Source organism: Cupriavidus respiraculi (assembly GCF_914271545.1).
In the GTDB taxonomy this organism is placed as follows: Bacteria; Pseudomonadota; Gammaproteobacteria; order Burkholderiales; family Burkholderiaceae; genus Cupriavidus; species Cupriavidus respiraculi.
The window spans coordinates 189,541-202,641 of the sequence record NZ_CAJZAH010000006.1; the positions used below are offsets into that span (position 1 = coordinate 189,541).

Annotated in this window: 10 protein-coding genes and 5 tRNA genes; 11 read left to right on the forward strand and 4 right to left on the reverse strand. The window is 65.5% G+C overall.

Annotated elements, in window-relative coordinates:
• Positions 1-89 precede the first annotated feature (89 nt).
• On the reverse strand, positions 90-311 hold the full coding sequence (gene infA, locus LDO27_RS21955) for a translation initiation factor IF-1 (RefSeq protein WP_222204243.1): 222 nt from the start codon (positions 309-311) through the stop codon (positions 90-92).
• Positions 312-878: 567 nt separating this feature from the next.
• Between infA and LDO27_RS21960 the strand changes: the two genes are divergently transcribed.
• The gene (locus LDO27_RS21960; protein WP_222203741.1) at positions 879-1,385 is read left to right on the forward strand and encodes a host attachment protein; all 507 of its coding nucleotides are present in this window, start codon (positions 879-881) and stop codon (positions 1,383-1,385) included.
• Positions 1,386-1,613: 228 nt separating this feature from the next.
• On the opposite strand, the gene LDO27_RS21965 is transcribed toward LDO27_RS21960, so the two are convergent.
• Positions 1,614-1,690: transfer RNA gene (locus LDO27_RS21965), tRNA-Pro, on the reverse strand.
• A gap of 179 nt (positions 1,691-1,869) precedes the next feature.
• On the opposite strand from LDO27_RS21965, the gene LDO27_RS21970 reads away from it, so the two are divergent.
• A tRNA-Arg gene (locus tag LDO27_RS21970) sits at positions 1,870-1,946 on the forward strand.
• Between the two features lie 30 nt (positions 1,947-1,976).
• Here LDO27_RS21970 and fabI read toward each other — a convergent pair.
• Positions 1,977-2,765, reverse strand: a complete 789-nt coding sequence (gene fabI, locus LDO27_RS21975) for an enoyl-ACP reductase FabI (RefSeq protein WP_222203738.1) — start codon at positions 2,763-2,765, stop codon at positions 1,977-1,979.
• Between the two features lie 218 nt (positions 2,766-2,983).
• Between fabI and LDO27_RS21980 the strand changes: the two genes are divergently transcribed.
• From LDO27_RS21980 to LDO27_RS22000, 5 genes are all read left to right on the forward strand, one after another.
• Positions 2,984-4,894 (forward strand): extracellular solute-binding protein, encoded by a 1,911-nt coding sequence (locus LDO27_RS21980; RefSeq protein ID WP_224043978.1) that lies wholly within the window; start codon positions 2,984-2,986, stop codon positions 4,892-4,894.
• A 58-nt stretch (positions 4,895-4,952) separates the two neighbouring features.
• Positions 4,953-6,002: a microcin C ABC transporter permease YejB gene (locus LDO27_RS21985; protein WP_222203732.1), complete on the forward strand. Its 1,050-nt coding sequence runs from the start codon at positions 4,953-4,955 to the stop codon at positions 6,000-6,002.
• Complete coding sequence (locus LDO27_RS21990) at positions 5,999-7,123, forward strand: ABC transporter permease (RefSeq protein ID WP_222203730.1); 1,125 nt, start codon at positions 5,999-6,001, stop codon at positions 7,121-7,123. Before LDO27_RS21985 ends, LDO27_RS21990 begins: the two co-directional genes overlap by 4 nt.
• Before the next feature lie 74 nt (positions 7,124-7,197).
• Complete coding sequence (locus tag LDO27_RS21995) at positions 7,198-8,817, forward strand: ABC transporter ATP-binding protein (protein ID WP_377747763.1); 1,620 nt, start codon at positions 7,198-7,200, stop codon at positions 8,815-8,817.
• 293 nt (positions 8,818-9,110) lie between these two features.
• Positions 9,111-9,794: a C40 family peptidase gene (locus LDO27_RS22000; protein WP_224043980.1), complete on the forward strand. Its 684-nt coding sequence runs from the start codon at positions 9,111-9,113 to the stop codon at positions 9,792-9,794.
• Between the two features lie 68 nt (positions 9,795-9,862).
• Here LDO27_RS22000 and LDO27_RS22005 read toward each other — a convergent pair whose 3' ends face one another.
• Positions 9,863-10,795: a patatin-like phospholipase family protein gene (locus LDO27_RS22005; RefSeq protein WP_224043981.1), complete on the reverse strand. Its 933-nt coding sequence runs from the start codon at positions 10,793-10,795 to the stop codon at positions 9,863-9,865.
• Between the two features lie 195 nt (positions 10,796-10,990).
• On the opposite strand from LDO27_RS22005, the gene gltX reads away from it, so the two are divergent.
• The 4 genes from gltX (at position 10,991) to LDO27_RS22025 (ending at position 13,029) form a co-directional block, all read left to right on the forward strand.
• The gene (gene gltX, locus LDO27_RS22010) at positions 10,991-12,397 is read left to right on the forward strand and encodes a glutamate--tRNA ligase (protein ID WP_224043983.1); all 1,407 of its coding nucleotides are present in this window, start codon (positions 10,991-10,993) and stop codon (positions 12,395-12,397) included.
• Positions 12,398-12,666: 269 nt separating this feature from the next.
• Positions 12,667-12,742, forward strand: a tRNA-Ala gene (locus LDO27_RS22015).
• Between the two features lie 69 nt (positions 12,743-12,811).
• Positions 12,812-12,887, forward strand: a tRNA-Glu gene (locus tag LDO27_RS22020).
• A 65-nt stretch (positions 12,888-12,952) separates the two neighbouring features.
• A tRNA-Asp gene (locus LDO27_RS22025) sits at positions 12,953-13,029 on the forward strand.
• Positions 13,030-13,101: the final 72 nt, after the last annotated feature.

The following is a 13,101-nucleotide window of genomic DNA, read 5'->3' on the forward strand; positions in this document are numbered from 1 at the left end:
CGGGGATGTCAGCCATATGACCGCCTGCCGGCGACGAACGTCGCCAGCGGGATGCGCCAGAGGTGCCGCGTGGTCGCGGCCGTCAGGCGTTAGTTCTTGTGGCGGAAATTGATGCGACCCTTGGTCAGGTCGTAGGGCGACATTTCCAGGGTGACGCGGTCACCGGCCAGAATACGGATGCGGTGCTTCTGCATCTTGCCCGAGGCGTATGCCCAGATTTCCACGCCGTTTTCCAGCAGTACCCGATAGCGGTTGTCGGGCAGGGCTTCCGAAACGACGCCGCCAAATTCAATCAGTTCTTCCTTAGCCAATCTTTCTTCCTTTGTAGCAGCCGGGTTTGGCTGCATGCGTTGATACGGGTCCGCGGTCGCGGTCACGGCGAGCGCCACGGGGGCGCATCGCAAAAAAGCACGTCGATGGAGGGATCCAGGACCGCGACCACGGAGTCCACACGTGAGTCGCGAAGCCAACCCGGTGGGCGCAGGAGCGGCCAATTGGCGCCGGAGTCCTCGCTGGTAGCGGATTGCGATGCTGCCGTGATGCGCGGTTGGTTGCGGATGGATCGCGGAAACTGCCGCGGTACCGCAGCGCAATGGACTGCGCGTTGTTCCTGAATCTGCTGCGTCGGGGCGGGGCGGGCGTCAAACGGCGGGCACGCTGCGCCTTCGGCGGATGCGCGATTGTAGCACGATCGCACTTGCAACATTTGACGCAAAAATGCAAGTGGCCACTGCCTCATCGCCGAGATTACTGAGCTCCGGGCGAGCCATCAGGCACATATGGGTGGCTCCGGGCAGGCGGTCCACACTTGCCGCCGCGGCATGCCGGTGGCACGCGCTTTGCTGCTAGGTGGCGACCAACCGTAACCGGAGCATCCTATGAAAACGACCTGGGTGGTCGTGGCCGACGAGGCCATTGCCCGTATCCTGCAGTGGAACAAGGATGACAAGGAACTGGAACCGGTCGAGGAACTGACCGACCCCGCGGCCCACGCGGACGGTGCCGACCTGCGGCGCGACGCCTATGGGCGGCGTTCCGGGGCAAGCCTGCAGGCCGCCAACAGCAATACGTCGAGCCGGCAGAGCAGCCCGGCCAACGTCACCTCGTCGGCGGGACAGGCGGAGCAGCACCAGGAGGCGGAGGAATTCGCCCGCCGTGTGGCCGCGCGCCTGGGCGAGGCCTTCCAGCAGAACCGCTTCGAGGAACTGCGCATCGTCGCGGCGCCGCGTTTCCTGGGTCTGCTGCGCAAGTCGCTTGGCACGCAGGTCACCAACGTCGTCACGGACGAACTGAACAAGGACCTCATCCACATGGACAACCGCGATATCTCGCAGCGGCTGTTTCCGGAGCGCATGGCCGGCCGCAACAACGGCGCGGGGCAGTGAGGCGCGCATCGGACCCGGCGGACGTCAGGAAAAGAATGCAAACTGACACGATTTTTCCGGCCGGCGTCGTCCGCGCGCCCGGGGTGCGCCGGACGTCATTCCATCAGCGGACGGCATAAGCAAACGGCATAAGCAAAAACGGCCCGGACATCGCTGTCCAGGCCGTTTCCCGCTGAAGCTCTCGAAGCCTGCGCAAGGCAGGACTTCGGGGTAAAACCAAACCAAAACTGGTCGGAGCGATAGGATTCGAACCTACGACCCTCTGATCCCAAATCAGATGCGCTACCAGGCTGCGCTACGCTCCGAAGCCGCGCATTGTAGCCGGGGCAGGGGATGGGGTCAAACAACTTCCCGATCTTTCTACCTGCGCCGGTAGCCGGCATAACGCCGCGTACGGTGGCTTCAGCAATTCCAAACAGCGGTGAAGCGGGACGTCGCGAAGCGCGTAGAGCGGCATCGCGGCTGAGGTAGAATGCTGCCCTTCGCGTCCTTAGCTCAGTTGGATAGAGCACTCGCCTTCTAAGCGAGCGGTCAGAGGTTCGAATCCTCTAGGACGCGCCAGCCTCCCACCCTTCGCTTCTCCCCCGCTCCTTACTCCTCCGCCGGCAGGCTCGCGCCCACGATATTGAAGCCGGCATCGACGTAGGTGATCTCGCCGGTCACGCCGCTTGCCAGATCCGACAGCAGGAACGCGGCCACATTGCCCACTTCGTCGATGGTGACGTTGCGGCGCAGCGGTGCGGCTTCCTCGAAGTGTCCCAGCAGCTTGCCGAAGCCCTTGATGCCCGATGCCGCGAGCGTCTTGATCGGGCCAGCCGAAATGCCGTTGGCGCGGATGCCGCGCGGCCCCACCGAGGTGGCCAGATAGCGCACGCTCGCTTCGAGCGACGCCTTGGCCAGGCCCATGGTGTTGTAGTTCGGAATCACGCGCTCGGCGCCCAGATAGGTCAGCGTCAGCAGCGAGGCCTTGTCGGACAGCATCGGCAGCGCGGCCTTGGCCAGCGCCGGGAAGCTGTAGGCGGAGATATCGTGCGCGACGCGGAAAGCTTCGCGCGACAGGCCGTCGAGAAAGTCGCCGGCGATGGCTTCGCGCGGCGCAAAACCGATCGAATGCACCAGCCCGTCGAATTTTTCCCAGCGCTGGCCCAAGGCGGCGAAAGTCGCCTCGATCTGTTCGTCGCTGGAAACGTCGCAGTCGAAAATCAGGTCGCTGCCGAATTCCTTGGCGAAGTCCTGGATGCGGTCCTTGAAACGTTCGCCGACATAGGTGAACGCCAGTTCGGCGCCTTCGCGCTTGCAGGCCGAGGCAATGCCGTAGGCGATCGAGCGGTTCGAAAGCAAGCCGGTGATCAGGATCCGCTTACCTGCCAGAAATCCCATAAATTCTCCATCGTGGTCTTGTGAGGCTCGGGCACAATTCGTGCTCTGCCGATCGGCGGCGGCGCGGGCGCGGCGGCGAGGCCGGCACGGCGTGCCGTGTACTGGAATGTCCGGATGGCTGGAGAGCCGCCGAACGAATGTAAAATTGTCTCACAACTTGGCGGCCGCTCGAGCGGCCTGGGCGCCATTCCGGAATCAGTTGGAGGACTTCGACCCCGATGTATATTCGCGCACGTGGGCCGCTTCTGGCGGCATGGTACCGCTTCCGCTCGCAAGCGGTGCTACGGTGCGGGGCAGTGCTCTTGCTGGCGGCGGCGCTACCGTCCGCGGCATTCGCCGCGCATGGATTCGCGCTGCATGGCGACCTGAAATACCCTCCCGATTTTCCTCATTTCGAATACGTTAATCCGAATGCCCCGCGAGGTGGCACATTGACGCTGGCCAATCCGGACCGGCGCACCAGTTTCGATAAATTCAATCCTTTTACCCTGAAGGGCACGGCCGCGCCGGGCCTGAACGCGCTCATGTTCGAGTCGCTGCTGATCGGCAGCGCCGACGAGACCGCCAGCGCCTATGGCCTGCTGGCCGAGGATGTGACCGTCGCCCCGGACGAGTTGTCGGTGACCTTCCGGATCCGCCCGCAGGCGCGCTTCTACAACGGCGACCCGGTACTGGCGACCGACGTCAAGTATTCCTACGACATGCTGATGAGCAAGGCGTCCAGCCCCGGCTATCGCAGCATGTGCGCGGATGTGAAGACGGTGGTGGTGGTGGACGCGCGCACCGTGCGGTTCGACTTCAAGCAGCGCAACGGGGAGCTGCCGCTGATCGTCGGCTCGCTGCCGGTGTTCTCGAAGAAATGGACCGAGAAGGTGCCGTTCGAGAAGCTGACCTTCGAGCATCCGATCACCAGCGGCCCCTACCTGATCGAGCGCTACGACGCCGGCCGCGGCATCGTGTTCAAGCGCGACCCGAAGTACTGGGGCAAGGACCTCGCGGTGCGGCGCGGCACCTTCAATTTCGACCGCGTGGCGTACCGGCTGTACAAGGACGACACCGCCAAGCTCGAAGCCTTCAAGGCCGGCGAGTTCGATGCCATCGTCGAGTACAAGGCCAAGAGCTGGGCCAAGAGCTATGTAGGCAAGCGCTTTGCCAACGGCGAACTGCTCAAGAGCGATTTCCCCCATCGCAACGGCGCCGGCATGCAGGGCTTCGTGATGAACATGCGCAAGCCGCTGTTCAGCGACGTGCGCGTGCGCCAGGCGCTGATCCTCGCGCTCGACTTCGAATGGCTCAATCGCCAGCTGTTCTACGGTGCCTACAAGCGGCTGGACAGCTGGTTCTCCAACAGCGAGCTGGCCGCCAGCGGCACCTTCGACGGCCGGCCCGGACCCGGGGAACTCGCGCTGCTGGAGCCGCTGCGCGAGCAGCTGGCGCCGGAGGTGTTCGGCCCCATCGTGACGCAGCCCAACACCAACCCGCCGCGCTCGCTGCGCGACAATCTGCGCGCCGCGCGCCGGCTGCTGGCGCAGGCGGGATGGACCTACACGGATGGCGCGCTGCGCAACGCCAAGGGCGAGGCCTTCCAGTTCGAATTCCTCGACGATGGCGGCGCGATGAGCCGCGTGATCACCACCTATGTGCGCAACCTGGAGAAGCTCGGCATCCAGGTGCACCAGCGCACCACGGACTTCGCGCTGTACCAGAAGCGGCTGGAAGACTTCGACTTCGACATGGTGTCGATCCGCTTCCCCGATTCGCAGAGCCCGGGCAACGAGTTGCGCGACCGCTTCACCGCCGAGGCCGCGGCCATGCCGGGCTCCGACAATCTGTTCGGCCTGAAGTCGCCGGCCATCGACAAGCTGGTGGACAACGTGCTGCGCGCGCAGACGCGGCCCGAACTGGTCAACGCGGGCAGGGCGCTGGACCGGGTGCTGATGCACGGCTACTACATCGTGCCGAACTGGTACAGCGCATCCCACCGGATCGCCTACCGGCGGGAGCTGGTCTATCCGGAGCGGCTGCCGATGTACTACACGGCGGAGGGCTGGGTGCTGAGCGGCTGGTGGCGCAGCGATGCGAAGCCCGCCGTGGCGGCGGCGCCGGCCACGCAGGCCAAGGCGCCATGACGGGCACCACCATGCGCGCGACCATGCGCACCACCGCGCCGCGCCACAAGGAACGGGCATGCTGACTTATCTGCTGAAACGCATCCTGCTGATGATCCCGACGCTGATCGGCGTCATCACGCTGACCTTCGTCGTGATCCAGTTCGTGCCGGGCGGCCCGGTCGAGCAGATGATGATGGAGCTCAAGGGCCGGGGCGGGGCCGGCGAGGCCAGCGGCGGCGGCGCCGAGTACCGCGGCCGGCGCGGCGTCGATCCGGAGAAGATCAAGGAGATCCAGGCGCTCTACGGCTTCGACAAGCCGCCGCTGGAGCGCTACCTGATGATGCTGGAGCGCTTCGCCCGCTTCGACCTGGGGCAGAGCTACTTCCAGCATCGCAGCGTGTGGGAACTGGTCAAGTCCAAGCTGCCGGTCTCGGTCAGCCTCGGGCTGTGGACGTTTTTCCTGACCTACCTGATATCGGTCCCGCTCGGCATCGCCAAGGCGATCCGGGCGGGCAGCCGCTTCGATGTGGTGACCAGCATGATCGTGCTGGTCGGCTACGCCATTCCCGGTTTCGTGCTGGGCGTGCTGCTGCTGGTGCTGTTCGGCGGGGGCACCTTCGTGCAATGGTTCCCGCTGCGCGGCCTGACCTCGGACGACTGGGACCAGTTGTCGCTGATGGGCAAGATCATGGATTACCTGTGGCATCTGGTGCTGCCGATCACTGCCTCGGTGGTGGGCAGCTTCGCCGTGGTGACCATGCTCACCAAGAACGCGTTCCTGGAAGAGATCCGCAAGCAGTATGTGCTGACCGCCCGCGCCAAGGGCCTGGCGGAGCGGCGCGTGCTGTGGAAGCACGTGTTCCGCAACGCGCTGATCCCGCTGGTCACGGGCTTTCCTGCCGCCTTCATCGGCGCCTTCTTCACCGGCTCGCTGCTGATCGAGACGCTGTTCTCGCTGGACGGCCTCGGCCTGCTGTCCTACGAGGCCGTGCTGCGGCGCGACTATCCCGTGGTGCTCGGCACGCTCTACCTGTTCACGCTGATCGGTCTGGTGACGCGCCTGATCTCGGACGTCTGCTACGTGCTGGTCGACCCCCGCATCCATTTCGAGGCGATGCATCGATGAAATTCTTCCCGCGTCCCGTGCCCAACGGCCTGCCGCATTCCCTGTCGCCGCGGCAGCGCGCGTGGCAGCGTTTCCGCCGCAACCGGCTCGGCTACTGGAGCCTGATCCTCTTCGTCGCCATCTTTGTCCTCAGCATGTTCGCCGAGGTGCTGTCGAGCGACCGGCCGCTGGTGGTCAAGTACAAGGGCGAATGGTATTTCCCCATCGTCAAGACCTATGCGGAGACAACCTTCGACGGCGACTTTCCGACCAAGGCGGACTACCTGGACCCGTTCATCCACGATCGCATCACCCGCAATGGCAACTTCGCGATCTATCCGCCCAACCGCTATTCCTACGACACCCTGAACTACTTCTCGCGCGAGCCGAACCCCGCGCCGCCGTCCTCGGAAAACCTGCTGGGCACCGACGACCGCGGGCGCGACGTGCTGGCGCGCCTGCTCTACGGCTTCCGCGTCTCCGTGCTGTTCAGCCTCGCGCTCACGGTGATCGGCGTGCTGATCGGCACGCTGACCGGCGCGCTGATGGGCTTTTTCGGCGGCCGCTTCGACCTGGTGTCGCAGCGCGCGATCGAGATCTGGAGCTCGATGCCGGAGCTGTACCTGCTGATCATCTTCGCCTCCATCTTCGAGCCGAGCCTGGCGCTGCTGATCATCCTGCTGTCGCTGTTCGGCTGGATGGGTTTGTCCGACTACGTGCGCGCCGAGTTCTACCGCAACCGCTCGCTGGACTACGTCAAGGCGGCACGCGCTCTCGGCCTGTCCAACCTGCAGATCATGTGGCGCCATATCCTGCCCAACAGCCTGACCCCCGTGATTACCTTCCTGCCGTTCCGCATGAGCGCGGCCATCCTGGCGCTGACCAGTCTCGACTTCCTTGGCCTGGGGGTGCCGCCGACCACGCCGAGCCTGGGCGAACTGCTGGCGCAGGGCAAGGCCAATCTCGATGCGTGGTGGATCTCGCTGTCCACCTTCGCGGTGCTGGTGATGACCTTGCTGCTGCTCACGTTCATGGGGGACGCGCTGCGCGATGCCTTCGACACGCGCCTCGGGCTGGCCGCGCTGCGCGGCCGGGTCGAACCGAAGGCGCCCGCCGATGTGCCGGCAGGGGTGACGCCATGACCATGCCCGCACAGATGCCGCTCGAGCGGCCGCAGACGCCCGCCGCGCCGCGACCCGAGGCGGGCTCCACGCTGATGTGCGTGGACCGGCTGTCGGTCACCTTCGGCCACGGCGAGCAGGCCACGCGGGCGGTGTGCGACGTCAGCTTCGACCTGCGCGCGGGCGAGCGCTTCGCGCTGGTCGGCGAGTCCGGCTCCGGCAAGACCGTGACCGCGCTGGCCATGCTGCGGCTGGTGGAGGACGCGCAGTACCGCGGCTCGGTGCGCTTCGAAGGGCGCGACCTGATGCAGGCCTCCGACCGCGAGATCCGTGCGATCCGCGGCAGCGAGATCGCGATGATCTTCCAGGAGCCGATGACCGCGCTCAATCCGCTCTACACGATCGGCAACCAGATCGTCGAGACGCTGACGCTGCACGAAGGGCTGGACCGGCGCAGCGCCCGCGAGCGCGCCATCGCGCTGCTCGCGCGCACCGGCATCAGCGATGCCGCCCATCGCTTCGACAGCTTCCCGCACCAGCTCTCCGGCGGCCAACGCCAGCGCGCCATGATCGCCATGGCGCTGGCCTGCCGCCCCAAGCTGCTGCTCGCCGACGAGCCGACCACGGCGCTGGACGTCACCATCCGCGTGCAGATCCTCGAGCTGCTGCGCGACCTGCAGGCCGAGTTCGGCATGGCGGTGATGCTGATCACCCACGACCTGAACATGGTGCGCGCCTTCGCCGAACGCGTGGGCGTGATGGAAAAGGGCGTGCTGGTGGAGACAGGCGAGACCGCGGAGGTATTCGCGGCGCCCAAGCATCCCTATACGCAGCGGCTGATCGACAGCCACCCGCGCCGCGCGGTGCTGCCCCTGGTGCCGCTGGCGCCGGTGCTGCTGCAGGTGCGCGCGCTGGGTGTGACCTACAGCCGCAAGCGCAAGGGCATGGCCTCGTGGTTCGGCCGCGACCAGTTCCAGGCCGTCAAGGGCGTGGATTTCGAGCTGCGCGAGGGCGAGACGGTCGGCATCGTGGGCGAGTCCGGCTCCGGCAAGACCACGCTGGCGCATGCCGTGCTGTCCCTGCAGCGCAAGAGCGCCGGCGAGATCCTGTTCCTCGGCCGCAGCCTGGCCGACGTCGACCGCAAGGAGCGCGGCGCGCTGCGCTCGCGGATGCAGGTTGTCTTCCAGGATCCGTTCGGCTCGCTGTCGCCGCGCATGACCATCGAGCAGATCGTCGGCGAGGGCCTGGCGCTGCACCAGCCCGAACTGGGCCGGGAGGCCACGCGGCAGCGCGTGATCGAAGTGCTGCGCGAAGTCGGGCTGGACCGCACCGCGCTGGGCCGCTATCCGCACGAGTTCTCCGGCGGGCAGCGCCAGCGCATTGCAATCGCCCGGGTGCTGATCCTGCGGCCCCAGGTGCTGGTGCTGGACGAGCCCACTTCGGCGCTCGACGTGTCCATCCAGCAGCAGGTGCTGGCACTGCTGTCGCAGCTGCAGCACAAGTACAACCTCAGCTACCTGTTCATCAGCCACGACCTGGCGGTGATCCGCGCCATGGCCCATCGCGTCCTGGTGATGAAGGAGGGCGAGGTGGTCGAGTCCGGGGACACCGAAGCGGTGCTCGGTGCACCCCAGCATCCCTATACCCGCAAACTGATGGCCGCCGCGCTGCTCGGCACGCCGGCTTCGTCCCCTGATGCGGAGATCGCCCCGTAGCACATTCCCGGCTGCTTCAAAGCCAAGAATAAGGGTGCAAGACCCCTGCTAGTTCGTTGATTCGATGCGATATTCGGACGATTTTGTAACGAACTTTGACAGCAAAGGTATTGACCTTATAACATCCCGCGAGAACTTATTTTGGGATGGCCGGTAATCCGCTTTCCGCCTACAAGCGTTGGAATGGTGCACCGGTGATGGTCCGGCTCTTGCGTACCAGCCATCCTGTGCCTATTACGAGACTTCGGTTTGCGTGCCGCGCGAGCGTGCGGGACGGGACCTCAGGAGAACCAATGCAGACAGTGCTTCATTCCCTGGCGCGCGCCGCCGTCGGAATCGCCCTGGCATGCGGAGCCGCGCTATCGAATGGCGCGCTGGCGGATACGGTGTTCAAGGACGCCGACAGCCGCATCGATGCCGTCGAAGCCCATCCGGAAGCCAAGCGGGGCCTGCTTTCGTCGATGATGAATTCCACCTCGCAGGTCGCCAACAAGGCTGGCGATCTGGTGATGAACGCGCTCGGCCTGATCGGCGTGCGCTACCGCTTCGGCGGCAACAGCCCGGAATCGGGCCTGGACTGCAGCGGCTTCGTCCGCTACGTCTTCAACGACACCTTCGGCTTCATGCTGCCGCGCCGCTCGGTCGAGATCAGCCGCGTGGGCACCACGGTGGCGTCGGAAGACCTGCGTCCCGGCGACCTGGTGTTCTTCAACACCATGCGCCACACCTTCTCGCACGTCGGCATCTATATCGGCGACAACAAGTTCGTGCATGCTCCCTCGACCGGCGCCAAGATCCGTGTCGACGACATGCGTGCCTCGTACTGGGTGAGCCGCTATAACGGCGCGCGCCGTATCGACGACGTGCAGCAGGCGGGCGGCGGCTCCGGCGGTCTGGGCAACGTGGTGGAGACGCTCAAGCGCTTCGACCCGAACACCGGCGGCGGCCGCGCGATGTACACCGGCTACGGCGGCTGAGCGTCTCGCGCATCGGCCCGCGGTAACGAGAGAGGACTGCCCCGGCAGTCCTCTTTTGCATTGGGCGTCTATTGACCGGCCAGCGTGCCGGTAGGGCGCTGGCGCGCCGCCGCGAGCTTTTCCCGCAGCGAGGCGAGCACCGCCGCGGTGGCCTGCTCGCCGGCCAGGATCGCGCGGTTGCGCGAGCCGAAGTCGCTGCCGCTCATGTCGGCCAGTTCCGGGCGGATCACCACGTCGGCGCGTGCCAGCGCGAGGTTGTTGATCGACTGGCCCATGATCGCCGTGGTCTGCAGCAGCACGCCGCTCTGCCCGGCATTCTTCTGGCTGGCCGGATCGGCCGAGATATTGACCGCGATCACGAAGTCCGCGCCCATCGCTCGCGCCGAATCCACCGGCACCGGTTCCACGAGCCCGCCATCGACGTAGTCGTGCCCGGCGATCGAGACCGGCTGGAACACGCCCGGGACGCTGCTGGAGGCGCGCACCGCCTGCCCGGTATTGCCGCGCCGGAACAGGATGGCCTTGCCGCTCTGCAGGTCGGTGGCGACGATGCCCAGGGGCAGCTTCATGGCCTCGATGGGGCGGTTGTTGACCAGCCGGTTCACATAGTTTTGCAGCGCCTCGCCCTTGAGCCAGCCGCCGAAGCGCGTGCCGAACGGCAGCGCCCAGTCGGCGATGGTGGCTTCGTCCATGGTCAGGGCCAGCTTGTTCAACTCGAAGCCGTTCATGCCGGTGGCGTACAGCGCGGCCACCACGGCGCCGGCGCTGGTGCCGCTGACCAGGTCCGGGCGGATGCCCTGCGCTTCCAGCGCCTTGATTACGCCGATATGGGCGAAGCCTCGCGCGGCGCCGCCGCCCAGGGCGAGGCCGATCTTCAGCGGCCGCGGGGGCGGGGCGGCCACGGCCGGCTGGGTTGGCACGGTCGGGGCGGGCTTGGGACCGAAGCTGCAGGCGGACAGCAGGGCGGCCGCGGTGGCGCCCAGGAAAACACGTCGTTGCATGGATGCGAGGGTAAGGCGGTGAAGAACAGGCGCCGCGGGTTGCGGCGGGCCGGGGTCGCGGACCGGCGACAGCATAATGGATTCCGGGCGGCATGCGCGCGGAGCGGGGTAGAGGATACCCCCTTGCTATAATGCCTCGCTCCGACATATCGGCCTGCGCGCATCCGTGCGCGGGCTTTTTTGTTTCCTACGGCAATGACACAACGCGTCCGCACCCGCTTCGCTCCCAGCCCGACCGGCTTTATCCATCTGGGCAATATCCGCTCGGCGCTCTATCCCTGGGCCTACGCCCGGCGCATGGGCGGCGACTTTATCCTGCGCATCGAGGATACCGACGTCGAGCGCTCGTCCCAGGAAGCGGTGGACGTCATTCTGGAAAGCATGGCCTGGCTCGAGATGGATATCGACGAGGGCCCCTTCTACCAGATGCAGCGCATGGACCGCTATCGCGAAGTCGTGGCGCAGATGCTGGACACCGGGCTGGCCTACCACTGCTACATGAGCACCGAGGAACTCGATGCCCTGCGCGAGCAGCAGCGCCAACGCGGCGAAAAGCCGCGCTACAACGGCTTCTGGCGGCCCGAGCCGGGCAAGGTGCTGCCCGACCCGCCGGCCGGCGTGCAGCCGGTGGTGCGCTTCAAGAATCCGATCGGCGACAGCGTGGTGTGGGACGACGCCGTCAAGGGCCGCATCGAGATTTCCAACGACGAACTCGACGACCTGGTCATCGCCCGTCCCGACGGCACGCCGACCTACAACTTCTGCGTGGTGGTGGACGATCTGGACATGCAGATCACGCACGTCATCCGCGGTGACGACCATGTCAACAATACCCCGCGCCAGATCAACATCATCCGCGCGCTCGGCGGCACGCCGCCCGTCTATGCGCACCTGCCGACCGTGCTGAACGAGCAGGGCGAGAAAATGAGCAAGCGGCACGGCGCCATGGCGGTGACCGGTTATCGCGACGAAGGCTATCTGCCGGAGGCGGTGCTCAACTACCTCGCCCGCCTGGGCTGGGCGCATGGCGACGCCGAAATCTTCTCGCGCGAGCAGTTCATCGAGTGGTTCGACCTGGAGCACCTGGGCAAGTCGCCGGCGCAGTACAACCCGGAGAAACTCGCCTGGCTGAACAACCATTACATCAAGGTGGGCGACAACGCCCGCCTCGCCGGCCTGACGCAGCCTTTCATCGAGGCGCTGGGCGGCAAGGTGGAAGGCGCCGATCTGGTCGGCGTGGTCGCGCTGGTTAAAGACCGCGCCAATACGCTGAAGGAGGTCGCGCAAGCGGCCCTGCTGTTCTACCGCGGCGAGCCGCAGCCGGATGCCGCGCTGCGCGCCGAACATCTGACCGCCGAGATCATGCCGGCGCTGCGCGCGCTGGCCGACCGCCTCGCCGCGCTGCCCCACTGGAAGCGCGAGGACATCGGCGCGGCCTTCAAGGCGGTGCTCGGCGAGTTCGGCCTGAAGATGCCCAAGCTCGCCATGCCGGTGCGCCTGCTTGTGGCCGGGCAGTTGCAGACGCCGAGCATCGATGCCGTGCTCGAGCTGTTCGGCCGCGAAACGGTGCTGCGCCGGATCGAAGGCGGGCTGTCGGCATAGTTGTTGTCAAAATCCTGGCGAGAGGGGCTTGCGCTTTCGCCGGGACTTCAGCATAATCTCGTTCTCCCTGCAGCGCGGTGCAAACCAAGCGGGCTTCACGAAAGCGGTGGCGGTCCCGGCAAATAGCCAGGCACCGGCAGCGAAAAAAAGGTGAAAAAAGGGGCTTGCAAAGGAATCAAGGTTGTTTATATAATCTTGGCTTCGCTGGAAACGACGAGATAATCGAAGATTCAAGCGAGGCAGCAAGTGCAGTAAATAGCAGTGAATATGGGGCTATAGCTCAGCTGGGAGAGCGCTTGCATGGCATGCAAGAGGTCAGCGGTTCGATCCCGCTTAGCTCCACCAAAATGCCGGCGGTATCTGGTTGCAGTTTCAGATGCTGCCTCGACGGAACGAGTTGAAAGACAAGTTTCTGTCCCCTTCGTCTAGAGGCCTAGGACATCACCCTTTCACGGTGAGTACAGGGGTTCGAATCCCCTAGGGGACGCCAGTTCATGGGCGTAATCAAACGTCCAGTTGGTTGTCAGGAGTTCGCTCCGGGCAATATACCGACAAGGAGTGGTAGTTCAGTTGGTTAGAATACCGGCCTGTCACGCCGGGGGTCGCGGGTTCGAGCCCCGTCCACTCCGCCAATACTAAACCCGCATGGTTATGCCATGCGGGTTTTTCTTTTTCCGCTCCCCATTCCGTTGCTCTGCCGACCT

Excerpts from the sequence above, each read along its gene's own strand:
- LDO27_RS21995 (WP_377747763.1), top strand. The coding sequence starts at position 7,198 with ATGTGCGTGGACCGGCTGTCGGTCACCTTCGGCCACGGCGAGCAGGCC.
- LDO27_RS21985 (WP_222203732.1), top strand. The coding sequence starts at position 4,953 with ATGCTGACTTATCTGCTGAAACGCATCCTGCTGATGATCCCGACGCTG.
- fabI (WP_222203738.1), bottom strand. The coding sequence starts at position 2,765 with ATGGGATTTCTGGCAGGTAAGCGGATCCTGATCACCGGCTTGCTTTCG.
- LDO27_RS21980 (WP_224043978.1), top strand. The coding sequence starts at position 2,984 with ATGTATATTCGCGCACGTGGGCCGCTTCTGGCGGCATGGTACCGCTTC.
- gltX (WP_224043983.1), top strand. The coding sequence starts at position 10,991 with ATGACACAACGCGTCCGCACCCGCTTCGCTCCCAGCCCGACCGGCTTT.
- LDO27_RS21960 (WP_222203741.1), top strand. The coding sequence starts at position 879 with ATGAAAACGACCTGGGTGGTCGTGGCCGACGAGGCCATTGCCCGTATC.
- LDO27_RS21990 (WP_222203730.1), top strand. The coding sequence starts at position 5,999 with ATGAAATTCTTCCCGCGTCCCGTGCCCAACGGCCTGCCGCATTCCCTG.
- LDO27_RS22005 (WP_224043981.1), bottom strand. The coding sequence starts at position 10,795 with ATGCAACGACGTGTTTTCCTGGGCGCCACCGCGGCCGCCCTGCTGTCC.
- LDO27_RS22000 (WP_224043980.1), top strand. The coding sequence starts at position 9,111 with ATGCAGACAGTGCTTCATTCCCTGGCGCGCGCCGCCGTCGGAATCGCC.